Raw genomic sequence first — 17,914 nt, forward strand, 5'->3', positions numbered from 1 at the left:
TTGGCAAGAAAACCTATATCGGCTCGCACACCACATCAAACTTCATCAACTGCGTCGGCCCAAACGCGTTACTGATAGCAACGTCCGCCGCATCCCTCCCCCGCGCCATCAAAACCCGCCCTGTACGGGGCACATTATTCCGCGGATCGAACGTCTGCCAGCACCCGCCAACATACGCTTCGAACCACGCAGCAAAGTCCATCGTCGAATACGGCGGTTGCGTACCGACATCGCTGATATATCCCGTGCAATACCGCGCCGGTATATTCATCGCCCGGCACAGCGTCACGGCCAGATGCGCGAAATCCCGGCATACCCCTTTGCGCTCCTGCCAGGCCTGCCAGGCGGTCTTGGTCGGCCGGGCGAAATCGTAGCCAAACACGATGTGCTCGTGCACGTAGTTGCAAATCGCATCCACGCGGACGCGTCCGAGCGGCAGCTTGCCGAACGTCTGCCAGGCAAATTCGGACAGCAAATCGGTTTCGCAATAGCGGCTACCCAGCAGAAACATCAGCGAGTCATCCGGTAACGCCTCCACCGCATGCTGCTCGGTCAACGGTGGCCGCCGCTCCGGATCCGACGACACCTCGAGCACCGCACTCGTCGACAACGCCAGCCGGCCCTGCGGCGCGACGATCCGGCTGCACAAATTGCCGAAGCCGTCGCGATACTGACTGATCGGCACCAGCGGATCAACCGCCAGCAAGTCCGCACTCAGCACGTCCTTCGCATGGGAATAGTGCGTGTTCAACATCAACATCATCGGCGTCGGTTGCACACACTCATAAACCAGTTCGTAGCCAACGCGCAATTTCATTACGGCGCCCTCTTCCAGTTGATACATTCGATGGACGCGAAGTGTTCGAGCATCGCTTCGCTATCGAAGCGCACGTTGTGACTGGCGCGCGAGTGGGACGTCATGCGGTGTTTGCCGAACCGACCGGATTCCGGGTAGCGGTAGAGGCCGACGTGACGCACCGTGATGCACTGTCGCTCAGTCACCCGACTGGCCGATGGACGCAACCGGGCTCGCTCCGGACATCATGTTCACGCTGATAAAACCCGCTGCTGCGGGCAAGCGCTGAACACCCGTCGCGATTTGATCCTGAATGAGCCACGGCCATGGTTCGACGGGGTGCGATGCTGTCTTCGATAAGCTGTCGAGTTCAGCATACACCCGCCATATTGGTTGAAATGATTCATTTGGCGGCGATGGACACCCACGCGGAAGTTATCAACAGAATCTGTTCGCAAATCTGTGTATAACTACCCGGCAAAATCGGCAAGCGCTTGATATGTTTGCTGTTTTCACCGCGCCGCCGAAGTTGGGCAAACCCGTGCCGAGAGCCGCCGTCAGGCTCATCAGTCACGCACTGCGCCGGCGGTCCGCCCACGCCCGGTTTCCTGTGAAGCCGGTGCGCCACGCGCTTCCTCGCGCCATTGCTGGCGCGAACGCACCATTCTGCGCACGGCGAGGCGCGCCATCTTCACCCAGCCCGACGGACGCGGGTCGGCGAGCATGCTGAGCGCGCGCGCATAGTCGAGCGTAAGACCCGGCGTCCATGCCATCGTCGCGGCGCGTTTGCGCAGTTGCGCGGCCACCCACAATTCCGGCGTCGTAATCACGCGCAAGAAAGGCCCCCAGCCGCCGAGCTCTCCCCACACGCGCGCCGACGCGCCTTCGATCGCCGCTTCCAGTGCGCGCGACACGCTGCTTGAACAATTGCGGTGCGTCAGGTTGTAGGTCGTATCCTGACGATAGGTGTCCCAGAAGCGGCGCAAGCGCACCGGATCGTAATTGCGTATGCGCACCTGAACTGTCGACTGACACCATGCTTTCGATTCGGTCGGGTAATCGGGCTGGAATACACCGGGCACGTCGTTCTCGCGCGTTGCGCGCAGGAGCCGCGCGAAATCGTCGGGCGAACGATCGATCTCGGCGCCTGGATACAGACTGATATAGACGCCCTCGGGCGATTCGAGCGCGGCATGACCTGTTGATATCACGCCGTTACGATCCACCGCCGCAATATAGCGATCGACAATCAACTGCCGCCGCGCCTCACCCTTGGCCGAGCCCACCGGCGTCCACACGTGGACCGTTAGCGCGTCTTCATCGGCGGCAGGCGGCCCGTCCCATTCAACCGCGCCCCGCCGTCCGGGAGCGGCTGCACTCGCGGCGGAATTGGCGGCATCGGCCGTTGCATCGTCCGAGGCCACCGCGGGATTCGACGCGAGACGCCGCACGCGCGTGCTCAACAAAATCATGTTCCAGCCGCCGAATATCAGGCCGAGGCCGAGACAGTACGGCACGGTGCCCACATAGTGTGTTGGATAAGGCTGATAGAAGAAAATCGCCAGCGCGATTTCAACGCCGCCGCCGATCATCGCGAGGCGCCACGTGCGATAACGAACGACCTTCGCGGAAACGATCTGCAGCAGGCCGTCGGCCAGAAAGAGCGTGCCGAAAATCAGCGACAGAATGAAGTTGCCGTGATGATGGCCAACGAGAATCAGCGCCGCCGCAAAACAGAACGCGACGCCTTTTACATAGCGCAGCGTGCGTTGCCCGCCCATGCCAGTCCAGGCGACGGCCAGGGTGGCGAGCCCTTCGAGCAGCAGCAATACAGCGAACGGCGTGATCGGGAAATAGAGCGCGCTATCGAGTGCGTCGATGAAAACCACCACGCCGAGCACCACGCTCACCCAGCCGATCAACTGCAACGAGCGCCAGCGCGTACGCAAATAATCGACACCCAGCAGGATCATAACCAGTCGAACCATCGCCCATTCTCCGTGATCGATGCGCCTTTCTGGTCGTAATCTTACTCACATTCAGCGTGATGGCGTAGCCGGCCCCGCTATGGCGATGGTCAGCATGCGGCGACGCGGCCACCCGGCGCCGTTGCGCGAATGCATTACGCACCGATGCCGCATGCTCGCAGCGAGACCCACGCAAGCGAGCGTCAGTCTGCGAGACGCCGCTCAGGCCGCCGCGGCTTGCGGCATTGCCTCGCCCTGCTCGCCGCCCAACGCGTCGAGCAGATCGCACAGCATGCGATCCAGTTCGGCCGTCATCAGCGTGACGTCGGAATCGAAGCGTTCGTCGTCGTTCTGCGCGGTGGGGTCGCTCGCTTCCTTGAGAACGTCGAGCGGCGCGATACGCTTGATGATCAACGAAGGCGTCAGCACGAACGACACGCGATCGTTCCACGTCATCGCGAGCCGCATGCATTGTTTGCCGGCTTCGATATGACGGCGCATATCTTCGGCATCCAAAGTATGTCCAACGTAACGCACGGTTGCATTGCCTTCCGTCGGCGAGCGCAACTCGGTGTCCTGGTCGAGCGTGAAGCCCGCGGGACCCTCACCGGAGAGCAGCCATCCGGTCATTGCCGCAACCGGCGACTGCGTGACGCGCACGGTACCGAGCGGCAATTGATCGATCGACTTCACCAGCAGCCCGCGCACTTCGTCGGCGACCGCTTGCGAGCCCGCATCGATCACGAGCCAACCGTTCCGGGTATCGATCCACACGCGCGTGTCGCGACGAATGCTGAAGGCGCGCGGCAGCAGTTCGTCGGTCACCTGCTCCTTGAGTTCGCGCATCTGCTTGCGGCCGGGTTTGAAGCCTTGTTGCTCTTCAAGTTCGAGCGCACGCGCCTTGGTCACTTGCGTCACGACCGAAGCCGGCAGCAGTTTCTTTTCGGTGCGAAACACCAGCAGCATCTGGCCATTGAGCGAATACACCAGCGCGTCGTTATCGCGTGGCGACGCCCAGCCATGGCTTTGCATCTCGGCGCTGTTGCCGGGCGCGAACGCGTGCGGCAACAGCCATTTCTCCATTTGTTCAGGGGTGACGGACCACGGAGCGGGAAGACGGTGCAACTGAAGGTTTTTGAACCACATGGGCAGGGTCTTGTACGGAGGCAAAGCGCGTCATTCTATCTGACGCGGCCAGAATGGCGCGCTCGGGCGCGGACCTGCACGCCCGGCCGTTGCGGCGTCACCGCAAGCGTAGTTTTCGCTTTGGGACCAAAATCGCCTAGACTTTTCAAGAGGCGCACGACATAGACGGAGGCGGCCATGGCCGATGAAACCGCACCTTGGCGGATCGTGGAGTACGAGGGTTTCGAAATTCACGTTGCGCCGTTCCTGAAAAACCCGCCCGACGCGGCCAGGCCGTCAGCCAGGCCCGATAACCGCTGCACGTATGTCGGTTACGTGTGTCATCCTGGCGCCGATCCGGCCATTCCCGGACATTCGGTGCCGTTCCATGCGGACGGCGAAGAGAGCTTCGCCGGCGTGGAAGAGGCGCTCTACGAAGGCATCCATGTGGGGCGCAGCATCGTCGACGGTACGCACCCGGATTTGACGGTGCTGCCGCTAGTGACGGGCGGCGTGTAGCGCCGCGCCTGCTTTAGCTGAACGCACGCTTGATGCGCGACTTGAGCAGCGCGCGCCGCAGGCGGCCGGTCTGCTCAGGTTCGCCGACCGCCTGGGCGCCTTCCACCGCCGTGCCGCGGCGCAGAAAATAACGATCGAAGGTGGCCTGCGTCATGCCCCACTTGTTCAGGAACTGGCGGCGCCCGTCGTTTTTGACGACCTTGCCGGTGCTCTTCTGCTGGAAGTGATAAACCAGACTGTCACCAACGCCGAGGAACACCCGGCAACCGGCGTCCCACAGTTTCATGGAAAAGTCGTTGTCGCTGCTCATGCCGGGGCTCAGTTCGCTGCTATAGCCGCCGAGCTTGTACCACCAGTCGCGATGCACGAGCGTGGGCGGCCATGTGGCGCCACGCCAGTCGGCGCGTACGAGTTTCGGCGTAGCGGCCACCAGTTCTTCGGCGCGGAAATTTTCAACGTCGCGGCCAAAGTTCTGCACGACAACACAGGGATTGCCGGAGTCGACCGGTTCGACCATCGTGCCGGACAGCATGAACAGATTGTCGGCCGGCATCTGCGCGAGACGCCTGACGAGCGCGTCGTCCCAGCCGGGGCAGCAGTACATGTCGTCGTTCATGTAGACGATGTAGTCCTGCGTGGCGCGCGCCGCCGCGATATTGACCGCGTGACAGATACCGATGTTGCCGGGCGATGCGGTATGTTCGATACCCTCTTCGCGCACCCAGGCCAGGGTGCCGTCCGAGCCGTCGTTCACGTGCACGATGATCTGATGCGTATGCGTGGAATGACGCCGCAGGCTTTCGATCACGAGCCGCAGGTAAGGCAGATTGTTCCAGGTCGGGATGATGATTGAGAACATCGAATGCGTTTTTCCGTGGTGGTTGTTCGCGCGAGGCGTTTTTCGGCCTAGTTGTCGCTCTTGCTGCCAAACGGCTTCATGAACGTCAGCTTCGCCGGCAAGTCCGGCTCCCAGCCCTCCAGATCCTCGAACGGATAACGGCCGAGCGCATAGAGTACCCGCTTGAAGCGGCTCTTGAACGGCGCACGCGGAATATTCGGCAGAGAACCCGCCTCGGCAGAAGCCGTACGCCGAATGTAGTCGCGATTGAAGTCGCGCTGCGAAATGCCCCATTTCATCAGAAACTCACGGCCGCCACGGTTGCGGCGGATCCGGCCGGTCGATTTGCAGCCGAAATGATAGATGCGGCTCGCGCCCACCGAACGGAACACCCGGCAACCGACGAGCCACAGCTTCATCAGGAAGTCGTCGTCGCTGCTCATGCCAGGGCCGAACTCGATGCTGTAGCCACCCACCGCGTGCCACAACTGGCGGCTCACCAGCATCGGCTGCAAAGCGACGCCGTCGCGATCGGCCGACTTCATGCCGGCGCAGTAGGCGAGCAGGCCCGCTTCGTCGAAGTTCTCAGGACCGGTGCCGAAGTCGGCGGCGGTCACGTTCGCATTGCCGGTGTCGGTCGGCTCGATGAGCGTCGAGGACAGATACGCGCTCGAATGGCCGAGCTCGCGCAAGCTCTTATCGAAGGCGAGATCCCAGCCCGGCGTGCAGAACATATCGTCGTTCAGGAACAGGATCCAGTCGCGCGTGGCGAGCCGCGCCACATCGTTCAATGCAAGACAGACGCCGACGTTGCCCGTGCTCCACGTGTGCGGGATCCCTTCCGAGCGGACCCATTCGAGTGTGCCGTCGCTGCCGTCGTTCACATGCACGATGATCTCGTGATCGAACGCCGAATGTCGACGAATACTGTCGATGCACAGCTTCAGGTACGGCAGGTTGTTCCAGCTCGGGATCAGGATACTGAACATGAGGGGATGACGATTCTCATTGAGTGGGAGTGCGCTGCGCGCGCACGGCGACACGGTCCGCCTGCCTGCCGGCATGAGCGACGCCATTCCGGTCCGCATACGCGGAGGCGGCCGCCAGGATCGCGATAACGGTGGCGTAGAAAGATACGGTTATCTTCAAATCGAAGGTTTCGACCGTCAGACCGAAAATCCAGAAAGACACGACAAACGTCAGCCCCATCAGCGCGGCCCGGCGAGCCGGGTCGGTCGGCGCGGCAAGCCGCCGCCAGAAAAGCACGCCCGGCACGACGTAGATGGCCAGCACGGCAAGCGCGCCGATGATGCCGTAATCGGTCATGTACGCGAGTATCTGGTTATGGGCCTCGCCTCTGCCCAACTGCGCGGCAGCAGGCGTGAGCAGCCCCGAATCGGCAAACGACTGCATGCTGTTACGGAAACCGTCGGCGCCGAGCCCGAGCAGCGGATGGCTCGCCACGATACGCGCCGCCGCCTCGTAAAGCTGCAGACGGATGCCCAGCGACGTGTCCTTGTTGCCATGCGTGTATTGCACCGCATCCGAGGAAAGATCGCCGACCCGGTCGCGAGCGGTTGGCGAAAACACGTACACGGCGGCCAGAATCGCCACAATCGCAAGCGGCAGCAGCACCTTCCATTTGCGCGACTTACCGCGGCTGCGCAAATAGAGAATCATCGCGGCAATCACGGGGATCGCCACCCAGCCGCCGCGCGAACCGGTGATCAGCGACGCGGACAACCCCGCAAAAAGACCCGCCACCTTGATGATCCGCACTGCCAGCCGGTCCTTGCGCCACCAGTTCAGCGACAGGACGGACAGCGCGCCCATCACCAGCGCGATATCGCCGAAGTGAATCGGATTCAGGAACTGGTTGCTAAGGCGGCCGAGCCCCCAGTCGCGCGGCGCAATCAGCAGAACGCCGAGCGACGCCAGGCCGGCAAACGCAAACGATAGATCGGCCCATGCGAGGGTGCGCGGCAGCGCACGCCGTAACACGAGAAATGCCGGCACGGTGGCAAAGAAACGGGAAGGCGAATCGAACTCGTTGGGCACGACTCTGCCGTGCCATACGCCGCCAAGCAACACGACAAGCACCGGGCTCGCCATGGCGACACACAGCGCGAGATCGGTGCGGTCCCATTGAAGCGGCAGCAGGCCGGTCCAGGCTTTCGGCGCGGCCAGCAAGGCAAGCGAAACGACCACGGCCGCGATCGACAACGCACTGCCAGCACCGTGTATCAGCAAGGTGGCCGACGGATACGTAAGCAGGAATAACGCTGGTAGCAGGCTTCGTGAGTGGACGCTCAGGGAAGATTTTTTTGCGGGCGTCGACATGTCTGATGAATTTAACCGGCCGTCGCGACGGCTGGCGCGCGCGACCGGATTTGGAGGCCGCTCTATTGTACCGGGTTCCCGTCCTTATCTGATTAATGCGGCAGCGCCGCCGCCCCTGCCGTGGACAATCGCGTGGGACGCTGCCCGAAAGCATGTAAGCGTCTGCTGGTACCATACGGGCCACACCCCGCCGCAACGAGTGGCCGGCCTTGATGCACCGCAACATTGCGCCGGCAGAGAGACCCAGAAATTTCCCCAGCAGCCAGGCAATGAAACGATTAATGCGCGCGCTCTATCGCAGCGCACCCGCCGCCGTGAAAAGAGCCGTGGACACGGCCGTCAATCGCTCCACCCGCATTCCCTATGCGGGCGTCGCGCATGAGCCCGACGTGTTTTTGCGCAAGGCTTCGCGGGCGAGCATCGTGAAAAAGTATTTACACAAACATCTGCTGCTCAAATGGCACGGGCAGACGCGCCTGCAACTCAGCAGTGCCGTTGGGGTCAAGCGCTGGCTGTGGATTTACACCGGCAAGCGCAATTTTGGCGACGCGACGATGGACATGTCAGGGCGGGCGTTGCTGAAAGGCACGGATTTCGAAGTCGACCTTTTCACATTGCCGAATCTGCACAAACTGTTCGAGGAGGACGACGTCTTCCGGAACGTTTTTTCCGACTTACAGGATCTTTCGGGCCGCCACTACGATGCGATCCTGATGTCGGAGTACAACCTGCCGTCAATCAGGCTGAAGACGAAGCACTTCAACACGCTGCCTTACGCGTGCCTGTTCCAGTACTTCTACGGTCCTGACCGCAATCAGACCAGCTTCAGCCATGCCGCGATCAACCACGTCTTCTCGCTCGGCTACAGCGACGCCGAAATCGTTTCGATCAGCAAGCCGTATCTGGTAACGCAGGCGCAGACTCACGACTCAGTTCGCCCGTTCCTGCCTAACGACCGGTTTCTGGCACTCGCGGTCGGCGGGCTCGACGAGAACCGCACCTACCGGCATTGGGGCGCGTTGCTCGAACTCATCGATCGTTCGGACGACCAGAACATGCCGATGCAGGTGGTTCTGCTCGGCTCGGACAACGGGCGCGCGATGGCGGATGAATTGTTAAACCGACCATTCAGCAGGCTGAAGATCACTTCATGCGTCGGCAAGCTGACGTTGCTGCAATCGCGCGAAATGGTCGCAAATGCAAGTCTCTTTGTGGGTGCGGACGGTGGCCTGATGCACGTCGCGCACTCCACGCCAACGCCGAGCGTCTCGCTGTTTTCAGACCGCGAACCGCCCTATCTGCGCCTGACCGAAAAATGCCATTCGATCGGCATTCAGAGCCGCGGCGACGTGGACGAGCTCGCGCCGGCCGACCTCATGAACGCCATCCAAGCGCAGTTGGCCAAGGCAGCCACACGGACTTTCGCCGCTTAGACGGTGAGCGGTGTCGCAGATGCAGACTCTGCGGCACCCGCGCTCATGCCACGGATCAGGCTGCGTCCTGCTGGAACTGGATGCGATGCAGGTGCGCGTACAGCCCGCCCTGCGTCAGCAGTTCCCGATGGCTGCCGCGCTCGACAATGCGCCCTGCTTCCATCACCAGAATCCGGTCGGCGCGTTCGATGGTCGACAAACGATGCGCGATCACGAGCGTGGTACGCCCCTTCATCAAGGTTTCCAGCGCCGCCTGCACGTGGCGTTCGGACTCGGAATCGAGCGCCGAGGTGGCTTCGTCGAGGATCAGGATCGGCGCGTCCTTGTAAATCGCACGCGCAATCGCCAAACGCTGGCGTTGACCGCCCGAGAGCATCATGCCGTTGTCGCCGACCAGGGTGTCGATGCCGTTGGGCATCGCCTCAACGGTATCCCACAGGTTCGCCGCGCGCAGCGCCGCTTTGACCTTGTCCGGATCGGCCGTCTGCCCATAAGCGACGTTGTTGGCCACCGTGTCGTTGAACAGCACCACGTCCTGGCTCACCATCGCAATTTGGCTGCGCAACGCATGCAGGCCGTATTCCGGCAGCGCGACACCGTCGACCAGAATTTCGCCACCGGTCGGATCGAAGAAGCGCGGCAGCAAATTCACCAGCGTGGTCTTGCCGCTGCCCGACGGGCCCGCCAGCGCGACCATTTCGCCCGGCGCCACCTTGAAGGACACATGGTCGAGCGTGTGGCGGCTGTGCGTGGCATTGCTGCCATAGCTGAACGATACGTCGCGGAATTCCACTTCGCCGCGGGCGCGCTCGAGCGGCTTGCCGCCGCCCTCCGGTTCCGACGGCTCGTCGATCAGGCCGAAAATCAGTTCGCACGCCGTCATGCCGCGCTGCAGCGGCTGATTTACGTCCATCAAGTGCTTCAACGGCGAGATGATCAGCAACATCGACGTGACGAACGCCACAAAACCGCCGACGGTGGTCTGATCCGAAGACGACTGCACCACCGCGATCGTAATCACCACGGCGAGCGCGATTGACGCCAGGAACTGCGTCAACGGTTGCGCGAGGCCGCCGGAGACGGTCATGCGCATGGCGTAGCCACGCAGCCGCTTGCTCATTGCCGTGAAGCGGTCCGTCTCGTACTGCTCGCCGTTGTGCACCTTGACGACCTTGTAGCCACCCACCGTTTCTTCGACAATGTACGACAGTTCGTTGGTCAACAGCTGATGCTCGCGATTCAGGCGCCGCAAACGACGGTTGATCTTGCCGACCAGCCAGCCGATCCCCGGCAGCAGCACCGCGACGATCAACGTCAGGCGCCAGTTCAGGTAAAACAGATAGCCGAGCAGGAAAATGACGGTCAGCGAGTCGCGCACCAGCGTGACCATCACGCTCAACAACACGTTGAGAATCTGGTTTACCTCGAAGACGATCGCGTTGATCACCGTGCTCGCGGTTTCGCGCTGGAAGAACGCCACGCTCGTGTGGATCATGCGATCGAACATCTTCAGGCGAAGGTCGAGCAGGATCTTGTTCGACACGTAAGCAAGCAGATAGCCGGACGCGTATTGCGACACGCCACGCACCAGTGCAAGACCGATGACCGCCAACGGCACGAACCACCTGGCGTTGTCGTTGGCATGCGCGCCGAAGCCCTTGTCCAGCAGCGGTTTGAGCAATGCGGGAATCGCCGCGTCAGTGCTGGCGCTCACGGCCATGGCAACGATCGCGCCGACTACCACCCACATCAGCGGCTTGATATAAGGCCACAAGCGTCGAAAGACGACGGCAGGCGACGAGGCCTCTCCTGAACCAATGGGTTTGCTTAACGTTGGCTTCGCGCTCAAGGAATCCTCTGAGAATGCGGGACAGCATTCGCGCAACAGGCGGAATGCCTGACACGCGAAATATCGAAAAACAGCATTGTAAACGGTTGGTGATCTTGGCCGGCGGTTAGGGATCGGCTGTGTTGCATGGCCGGGTTGTATACTTTGCGCGACCCATTCCGCCACCCTGCACTTTCCACGCAATTCAGGTATGCAAGAAACCACCCTCGGCGTCGCCATCATCACCAAAAACGCGGCGGCGCGACTGGCCGAATGCCTGCAAGCCGTGGCTTTCGCCGATCAGATCGTCGTGATCGACGGCGGCAGCACCGACGCTACCGCGGAAATCGCCCGGGCACACGGCGCGCGCGTACTTGAGCAAACCGACTGGCCGGGCTTCGGCCCGCAAAAGAACCGGGCGGTGGATGCGCTCACCACGGGCTGGATTCTCTCGCTCGACGCTGACGAGATCGTCTCGCCGGAGCTGGCAGCGGCGATCCGCGCGGTGCTGGCCGCGCCTGCCGCGGATGTCTACGCCGTGGACAGGTTGTCAAGCTTTTGCGGCCACTGGATTCACCACAGCGGCTGGTACCCGGACTGGATTCCGCGCCTCTTCAAACGCGGCGCCGCGCGTTTCTCCGACGACCTCGTGCACGAACGTCTGGTGTTCGACACGCCGTCGCAGCGACTGACCGGCAAGCTGATGCACTACTCCTACGAGGACTTCGAAGGCGTGTTGCGCAAGCTCGACGCCTATTCGACAGCAGGTGCGCAGCAACGCCATGCGGCAGGCAAGCGCGGCAGTTTCGGCAAAGCGCTCGGGCGCGGCGCCTGGGCTTTCGTGCGGACCTATGTGCTGCGGCGCGGATTTCTCGACGGCCGCGCGGGTTTCATGATCGCGGTGTTCAATGCGGAAACGGTGTACTACCGGTTTCTGAAGCTGGCACGGCTAGGAGAGAAGACGCGCCAATAGCCAAGGCTCACCAACGGTTTGCCCACGCACGCCGCGCGGGCAAACCGGTCGTCAATAGACGATCTCGATCGAGCTTCCTGCAAACTCGCCACGCAAGGCCGCGAGTAGTTCGTCGGTCGGTTTCACGCGCCACGTGTCGCCCAAGCGCATTTCACCTTGCGCATTCTCGCTGCGATAAACCACCTGCACCGCCAGCCCGTTCGGAATCTGCACGGCCTGGCGCTGGCCACCGCCGCCATAGCCCCCGCCGTTGCGGCCACCACCACCGCCACCATTGGCGCCGTTGCCACCCCGCGACGACACCGCCGGCGCCGGTGCCGCTTGCGGCTCGTCCTTCCCCGCGCTGTGCGCTTCGAGCACGCGCCGCAATGCCGACGCATCTGCATTGCCGTTCATCTGCACCTTCACGGCTTCCGCATAACGGCAACGGGCGCGCCCCAGGTCCATTACCGTATCGACCGTGAAACGGATGCCGCCCGTGAACGCGTCGTTGCGCGCCGAACCTTGCACCACCAGCAGTTCGTCTTCCTTGAAGAACGGCTTGTTGGCCTCGAAAGTCTCGTTGAAGACGGTCACTTCGCATTGGCCGGTGCCGTCGTCGAGCAACGCGATCAGCATCTTGCCGCGCTGTGTCATCTGCGTGCGCAGCGATGCGATGACGCCCGCGACCAGCTTGTCGCGCCCTTCCTTCAGTTCGCCGATCTTCTGGCGCACGAAACGGCGCACTTCGTCTTTGTACGCATCGAACAGATGGCCCGACAGATAGAAGCCAAGTGCGGCCTTTTCTTCCTGCAGCTTCTTCTTTTCCGGCCATTCCGGCTCGTCGACCAGCTCGTGCCCCTGCGACGGCGCGTCGCCCATGTCGAACAGACCTGCCTGCATCGCGTTGGCGCTTGCCTGTTCGGCGGCTTCCATGGCCAGCGAGACGGAGGCGATCAGCTGCGCGCGGTTCGCGTGCAGTGTGTCGAACGCGCCGGCGCGGATCAATGCTTCCACCGTCCGGCGATTGACGATCCGGCGGTCGACCCGGTTGCAGAAGTCGAAGATGTCGATGAACGGACCTTCTTCGCGGGCGCGCAGGATTTCTTCGATCGCATTCTGGCCGCTGCCCTTGATCGCACCGAGTCCGTAGCGAATCGTTTTGGAGCGCTTGCCGTCCGCTTCCGCGACCGGCTCGAAACGGTAGGCAGACAGATTGACGTCGGGCGGCAACACGGCCATCTTGTTCGTGAGGCAGTCCTCGAACAGGATCTTGACCTTATCCGTGTCGTCCATGGCGAGCGACATATTCGCCGCCATGAATTCGGCCGGATGGTGTGCCTTCAGCCATGCGGTGTGGTACGCGAGCAGCGCATACGCCGCCGCGTGCGACTTGTTGAAGCCGTAGCCCGCGAACTTCTCCATCAAGTCGAAGATTTCGTCCGCTTTCTCGCCGGTCAGCCCGTTCTTCGCGGCGCCCTGACGGAACAGCTCGCGATGCTCGGCCATTTCCTCGGCCTTCTTCTTACCCATCGCGCGGCGCAGCAAGTCGGCGCCGCCCAGCGAATAGCCGCCGATGATCTGCGCCATCTGCATCACCTGCTCCTGGTAGACCATGATGCCGTAGGTCTCTTTCAGAACAGATTCGACGCGCGGATCCGGATACTCCACCACTTCACGCCCGTGCTTACGCGCGCAGAAGCTCGGGATCAGGTCCATTGGGCCCGGACGGTACAACGCGACCAGCGCGATGATGTCCTCGAAGCGGTCAGGCTGCGCGTCTTTCAGCATGCCTTGCATGCCGCGGCTTTCCAGCTGGAACACGGCGACCGTGTTCGCTTTCTTCAGGATCGAGAACGACGCCGGGTCGTCGAGCGGCACCTGCGCGAGCGACCAGTCTTTCTTCGACGGATCGAGGCGGCGGATATAGCGCTCGGCCCAATCCAGAATGGTCAGTGTGGTGAGGCCCAAAAAGTCGAACTTCACGAGGCCGACGGCTTCGACGTCGTCCTTGTCGTACTGGCTCACCACACCGCTTTCGTCGCCCTGCGTATACAGCGGGCAGAAATCGGTCAGCTTGCCGGGCGCGATCAGCACGCCGCCGGCGTGCATGCCGACGTTACGCGTGAGGCCTTCCACGCGCTGCGCGAGTTCGAGCAACTGATGCACTTCGTCTTCGTTGTCGAAGCGCTCCTGCAGCAGCGGCTCTTCCTTCATCGCGTCGGCGATGGTGACGTGTTTGCCCGGCTTGAACGGAATCAGCTTGGCGATGCCGTCCGTGAACATGTAGCCCAGATCGAGCACGCGGCCGATATCCCGCACCGCGGCCTTTGCCGCCATCGTGCCGAAGGTGGCGATCTGCGATACGGCGTCCGCCCCGTACTTGTCCTTCACATACTGAATCACACGATCGCGGCCGTGCTGGCAGAAGTCGATGTCGAAGTCGGGCATCGAGACCCGGTCCGGATTCAGGAAACGTTCGAACAGCAGGTTGTAGCGCAGCGGATCGAGGTCGGTCACGCCGAGCGCATAGGCGACCAGCGAACCCGCGCCCGACCCCCGGCCGGGGCCGACCGGCACGCCGTTGTTCTTGGCCCAGTTGATGAAGTCGGCAACGATCAGGAAGTAGCCCGGAAAGCCCATCTTGATGATCGTGCCGCACTCGAATTCGAGGCGCTGGTAATACGTTTCGCGCTGCGCCTCGCGCTCGGCCGTATCCGGGTACAACTGTTCGAGACGTTTTTCGAGGCCCTCTTTCGACAATTGCACGAGGTAATCGTCAAGCGACATGCCGTCGGGTGTCGGAAAGAGCGGCAGTTTCGGCTTGCCGAGTTCGAGCGTCAAATTGCAGCGCCTGGCGATTTCGACACTATTGGCGAGCGCAGACGGAATATCCGCGAACAGCCCCGTCATCTCTTCTTGCGTGCGGAAATATTGCTCGGACGTAAAGCGCTTCGAACGGCGCGGATTCGCCAGGATGTCGCCTTCGGAAATACACACGCGCGCTTCGTGCGCGGTGAAATCGTCCGGCGTCATGAACTGCATGGGATGGGTGGCCACCACCGGCAATTTCAGCGCCGCCGCGAGCGCTACCGCCTGCTGCACGTACTGCTCGCTGCCCGGCTGACCACACCGTTGCAGTTCGATATAAAAACCGTCAGGGAACACCTTCGCCCAATGCAACGCGTTGCGTTTGGCCGACTCTTCGTTGCCGGCCGCAAGCGCGAGGCCGATATCGCCCTGTTGCGCACCCGATAACGCGAGCAGGCCTTCGCCCAGACCGGATTCGAGCCAGCCGGCTTCGATTTCCGCGCGGCCGCGATACTGGTTGGTGAGCGATGCCTTGCTGAGCAACTCGCACAGGTTCAGATAACCGCGGCGATTCTTGACCAGCAGCAGCAAACGCGAAGGCTTGTCGCGGTCGTCCGGATTGGTGATCCAGACGTCGCAACCGGCAATGGGTTTGACCCCTTTGCCGCGGGCTTCCTTGTAAAAACGGACGAGGCCGAACGCGTTGCCGAGGTCGGTAAGGGCGAGCGCACCCTGACCGTCTTTGGCGGCGGCCTTGACGATGTCGTCAAGACGCACGATGCCATCGGCAATCGAGAATTCGGAGTGGACGCGGAGATGAACGAAGCGGGGATCTGACATGGGCGACATTGTAACTCCACACTTCCGGAGTTTTCAGGCCAAAACCACGCGTTAGCCGTTCGGCCTGGGGCGCAAACGTGGGAGCCCCGTACACCGGCGCTGTGCGGGCGGCGGACGATTTCGGCGACAGCGCGGGAGCGGCGCGCCTTGCGGGTTCGAACGGACCGGCTGGCGCAATTCCGGCCGTATTTCACGGGCAGAAGGTGCGGCCCGCTGCAAGCGCATGGGCACGTGCTTGCATGTTTGCGCGCGATTTGCGCTGCCGCAACAGGCTGGCCATTCGGCCGAGTCGGCCAAAGTGCCCGGTTGAGGGATAATACGGGTTTCGCCTATTCGACGTGCCCGCGCCGCATGAAGCCTGATGCGGGTCGCGCAATGCGCCCCCGTTTTCCGCGCCGCCGGGCACTTCTTACCGCTGGACACACATGAGTATCGTCAATCTCGCCGCCTATCATTTCGCGACTATCGAAGACACCGCCGCATGGCGCCCGCTCGTCACCGAGCGCTGCAACACGCTCGGCTTGCGCGGCACCGTGCTGCTGGCGCCTGAAGGCATCAATCTGTTTGTCGCGGGCTCCCGTGAAGCCGCAGACGCCTTTATCGACTACATCCGTCACGACGCGCTATTCGAAGGCAAGTTCGTCAATCTGCAGTTCAAGGAAAGCCTGTCGGACAAGCAGCCGTTCACCCGCATGCTGGTCAAGCTCAAGCGCGAAATTATCACGATGAAAAAGCCGGCGATCCGGCCGGAGCTCGGCCGCGCGCCGTTCGTCGACGCCCCCACGCTGAAAAGCTGGCTCGACCGCGGCCATGACGACGCAGGCCGCCCCGTCGTCATGCTCGACACACGTAACGCATTCGAAGTGGACGTCGGCACCTTTGACGACGCGCTCGACTACCGCATTACGAAATTCAGCGAATTTCCGGAAGTGATCGAGCAAAACCGCGCCGATCTCGAGGGCAAGACGGTGGTGTCGTTCTGCACCGGCGGAATTCGCTGCGAGAAGGCGGCGATCCACATGAAGGAAGTCGGCATCGAGAACGTGTACCAGCTCGAAGGCGGCATCCTGAAGTATTTCGAGGAAGTCGGCGGCGCGCATTATCACGGCGACTGCTTCGTCTTCGACTACCGCACGGCACTCAATCCGCAACTGGAGCCGACCGCGACCGCGCAATGCTTCGGCTGCCGCGCGGTGGTGACACCCGAAGCGCAACAATCGCCGATGTACGTTGCGGGCAAGACATGTCCGGAATGCCATCCGGACGGCAAGGCGGCGCGCGCCGCGTGATGCGGGCGGTTGCAGCAGGCGGGCGCCTTCACGTTGCGGCCCGCCGCTCCCATCCGGATTCATGGCTGCGCGGCGTGGGTCCCTCAGTTGTTCATCGTATTTGTGCATCAGCACACCGATCGAACCCATGACCTATCGTGGACGCTTCGCGCCATCGCCTACTGGGCCTTTGCATTTCGGCTCGCTGGTAAGCGCGCTCGCAAGCTGGCTGGACGCGCGCGCGCAGGGTGGTGTGTGGCTCGTACGCATCGAAGACATTGACGGACCTCGCACCGTCCCTGGCGCGGCTGAAGAGATTCTGTCGACCCTTGAGCGTTTCGGCATGCATGCCGACGAGCCGCCCGTCTGGCAAAGCCGTCGCACTGCGCGTTACCAGGAAGCCCTCGAACAACTGAAGGCTGCCGGCCTGGCCTACCCATGCAGTTGCACACGCAGGGAGATTGCCGACTCGCTGCTGCATGCGCACACGCGCAACACAACGCTCGCCTATCCTGGGACCTGCCGCAACGGCCTGCATGGCAAGCCGGCGCGCGCATGGCGGCTGCGCGTACCTGATGGCGATCCTGCGGTGATCACATTCGAAGACCGCTGGCAGGGCAGGCAAACGCAGAACCTGGCCACTGAGGTCGGCGACTTCGTCCTGAGACGCGCTGACGATCAGTGGGCGTACCAACTGGCGGTGGTGGTTGACGACGCGGATGCGAGCATTACGCAGATTGTGCGAGGCGCGGACTTGATGGACTCAACGGCTCGCCAGATATACCTGCAGCGTTGCCTTGGCGTACCGGCACCGGCGTATTTACACGTACCGGTGGTCACGAACGATCTGGGCGAAAAGCTCAGCAAGCAAAACGGCGCAACCGCGCTCGACAGCAACGAACCCCTTGAGGCCCTGAACGCAGCTGCCAGACATTTGGGACTTGAGATGGGCGACAACGAATACGTGACGCTGGAGGGTTTCTATGCTGCGGCAACGGCGGCATGGGCAAAGCGCATGAGCATACAAGTGCAACGCAACTAGCGCCTGAAGGGCGCTGACGACAAACGGAACACATCGACATCCACGCGGCGCGAGCCGCGAGTGGAGAGCAAGGAACAAAGCGAAGATCGACACGGGGTTGCCGTTGCCGTTGCCGTTGCCGTTGCCGTTGCCGTTGCCGTTGCCGTTGCCGTTGC

The 17,914-nt window shown here is 62.2% G+C and carries 13 protein-coding genes; 5 read left to right on the forward strand and 8 right to left on the reverse strand.

Annotated elements, in window-relative coordinates:
• Positions 1-13 precede the first annotated feature (13 nt).
• The 3 genes from PQR67_RS37620 to PQR67_RS37630 form a co-directional block, all read right to left on the reverse strand.
• On the reverse strand, positions 14-817 hold the full coding sequence (locus PQR67_RS37620; RefSeq protein ID WP_408467857.1) for a transglutaminase-like domain-containing protein: 804 nt from the start codon (positions 815-817) through the stop codon (positions 14-16).
• A gap of 545 nt (positions 818-1,362) precedes the next feature.
• On the reverse strand, positions 1,363-2,784 hold the full coding sequence (locus PQR67_RS37625; protein WP_408467858.1) for an HdeD family acid-resistance protein: 1,422 nt from the start codon (positions 2,782-2,784) through the stop codon (positions 1,363-1,365).
• Positions 2,785-2,985: 201 nt separating this feature from the next.
• Positions 2,986-3,909 (reverse strand): recombination-associated protein RdgC, encoded by a 924-nt coding sequence (locus PQR67_RS37630; protein ID WP_408467859.1) that lies wholly within the window; start codon positions 3,907-3,909, stop codon positions 2,986-2,988.
• Between the two features lie 177 nt (positions 3,910-4,086).
• Here PQR67_RS37630 and PQR67_RS37635 point away from each other — a divergent pair, with 177 nt between their 5' ends.
• The gene (locus PQR67_RS37635) at positions 4,087-4,407 is read left to right on the forward strand and encodes a hypothetical protein (protein ID WP_408467860.1); all 321 of its coding nucleotides are present in this window, start codon (positions 4,087-4,089) and stop codon (positions 4,405-4,407) included.
• A gap of 13 nt (positions 4,408-4,420) precedes the next feature.
• Here the strand turns inward: PQR67_RS37635 and PQR67_RS37640 are convergent, their stop codons facing one another.
• Genes PQR67_RS37640 through PQR67_RS37650 form a run of 3 tightly spaced genes read right to left on the reverse strand, consistent with a single transcriptional unit; the run spans position 4,421 to position 7,585 of the window.
• Positions 4,421-5,266 (reverse strand): glycosyltransferase family 2 protein, encoded by an 846-nt coding sequence (locus PQR67_RS37640; RefSeq protein ID WP_408467861.1) that lies wholly within the window; start codon positions 5,264-5,266, stop codon positions 4,421-4,423.
• 47 nt (positions 5,267-5,313) lie between these two features.
• Positions 5,314-6,234 carry a glycosyltransferase family 2 protein gene (locus PQR67_RS37645; RefSeq protein WP_408467862.1) on the reverse strand — a complete coding sequence of 307 codons (921 nt, stop codon included), beginning with the start codon at positions 6,232-6,234 and terminating at the stop codon, positions 5,314-5,316.
• Between the two features lie 16 nt (positions 6,235-6,250).
• Positions 6,251-7,585 (reverse strand): O-antigen ligase family protein, encoded by a 1,335-nt coding sequence (locus tag PQR67_RS37650; protein ID WP_408467863.1) that lies wholly within the window; start codon positions 7,583-7,585, stop codon positions 6,251-6,253.
• Positions 7,586-7,854: 269 nt separating this feature from the next.
• Between PQR67_RS37650 and PQR67_RS37655 the strand changes: the two genes are divergently transcribed.
• Complete coding sequence (locus tag PQR67_RS37655) at positions 7,855-9,018, forward strand: glycosyltransferase family 9 protein (protein ID WP_408467864.1); 1,164 nt, start codon at positions 7,855-7,857, stop codon at positions 9,016-9,018.
• Between the two features lie 55 nt (positions 9,019-9,073).
• Here PQR67_RS37655 and msbA read toward each other — a convergent pair whose 3' ends face one another.
• Entirely contained in the window at positions 9,074-10,867 is a 1,794-nt protein-coding gene (gene msbA, locus PQR67_RS37660) for a lipid A export permease/ATP-binding protein MsbA (RefSeq protein WP_408467865.1), read from the reverse strand.
• Positions 10,868-11,057: 190 nt separating this feature from the next.
• Here msbA and PQR67_RS37665 point away from each other — a divergent pair, with 190 nt between their 5' ends.
• Positions 11,058-11,819 (forward strand): glycosyltransferase family 2 protein, encoded by a 762-nt coding sequence (locus tag PQR67_RS37665; RefSeq protein ID WP_408467866.1) that lies wholly within the window; start codon positions 11,058-11,060, stop codon positions 11,817-11,819.
• A gap of 51 nt (positions 11,820-11,870) precedes the next feature.
• On the opposite strand, the gene dnaE is transcribed toward PQR67_RS37665, so the two are convergent.
• Entirely contained in the window at positions 11,871-15,458 is a 3,588-nt protein-coding gene (gene dnaE / locus PQR67_RS37670; RefSeq protein ID WP_408467867.1) for a DNA polymerase III subunit alpha, read from the reverse strand.
• A gap of 416 nt (positions 15,459-15,874) precedes the next feature.
• Here dnaE and PQR67_RS37675 point away from each other — a divergent pair, with 416 nt between their 5' ends.
• Positions 15,875-16,738, forward strand: coding sequence for a sulfurtransferase (locus PQR67_RS37675; protein WP_408467868.1), 864 nt, complete (start codon positions 15,875-15,877; stop codon positions 16,736-16,738).
• Positions 16,739-16,865: 127 nt separating this feature from the next.
• Positions 16,866-17,759 (forward strand): tRNA glutamyl-Q(34) synthetase GluQRS, encoded by an 894-nt coding sequence (gene gluQRS, locus PQR67_RS37680; protein ID WP_408467869.1) that lies wholly within the window; start codon positions 16,866-16,868, stop codon positions 17,757-17,759.
• Positions 17,760-17,914: the final 155 nt, after the last annotated feature.

It is taken from the genome of Paraburkholderia fungorum (assembly GCF_046026025.1).
GTDB classification, from domain to species: domain Bacteria; phylum Pseudomonadota; class Gammaproteobacteria; order Burkholderiales; family Burkholderiaceae; genus Paraburkholderia; species Paraburkholderia fungorum_E.

Excerpts from the sequence above, each read along its gene's own strand:
- PQR67_RS37620 (WP_408467857.1), bottom strand. The coding sequence starts at position 817 with ATGAAATTGCGCGTTGGCTACGAACTGGTTTATGAGTGTGTGCAACCG.
- PQR67_RS37625 (WP_408467858.1), bottom strand. The coding sequence starts at position 2,784 with ATGGTTCGACTGGTTATGATCCTGCTGGGTGTCGATTATTTGCGTACG.
- PQR67_RS37630 (WP_408467859.1), bottom strand. The coding sequence starts at position 3,909 with ATGTGGTTCAAAAACCTTCAGTTGCACCGTCTTCCCGCTCCGTGGTCC.
- PQR67_RS37635 (WP_408467860.1), top strand. The coding sequence starts at position 4,087 with ATGGCCGATGAAACCGCACCTTGGCGGATCGTGGAGTACGAGGGTTTC.
- PQR67_RS37640 (WP_408467861.1), bottom strand. The coding sequence starts at position 5,266 with ATGTTCTCAATCATCATCCCGACCTGGAACAATCTGCCTTACCTGCGG.
- PQR67_RS37645 (WP_408467862.1), bottom strand. The coding sequence starts at position 6,234 with ATGTTCAGTATCCTGATCCCGAGCTGGAACAACCTGCCGTACCTGAAG.
- PQR67_RS37650 (WP_408467863.1), bottom strand. The coding sequence starts at position 7,585 with ATGTCGACGCCCGCAAAAAAATCTTCCCTGAGCGTCCACTCACGAAGC.
- PQR67_RS37655 (WP_408467864.1), top strand. The coding sequence starts at position 7,855 with ATGAAACGATTAATGCGCGCGCTCTATCGCAGCGCACCCGCCGCCGTG.
- PQR67_RS37665 (WP_408467866.1), top strand. The coding sequence starts at position 11,058 with ATGCAAGAAACCACCCTCGGCGTCGCCATCATCACCAAAAACGCGGCG.
- dnaE (WP_408467867.1), bottom strand. The coding sequence starts at position 15,458 with ATGTCGCCCATGTCAGATCCCCGCTTCGTTCATCTCCGCGTCCACTCC.
- PQR67_RS37675 (WP_408467868.1), top strand. The coding sequence starts at position 15,875 with ATGAGTATCGTCAATCTCGCCGCCTATCATTTCGCGACTATCGAAGAC.
- gluQRS (WP_408467869.1), top strand. The coding sequence starts at position 16,866 with ATGACCTATCGTGGACGCTTCGCGCCATCGCCTACTGGGCCTTTGCAT.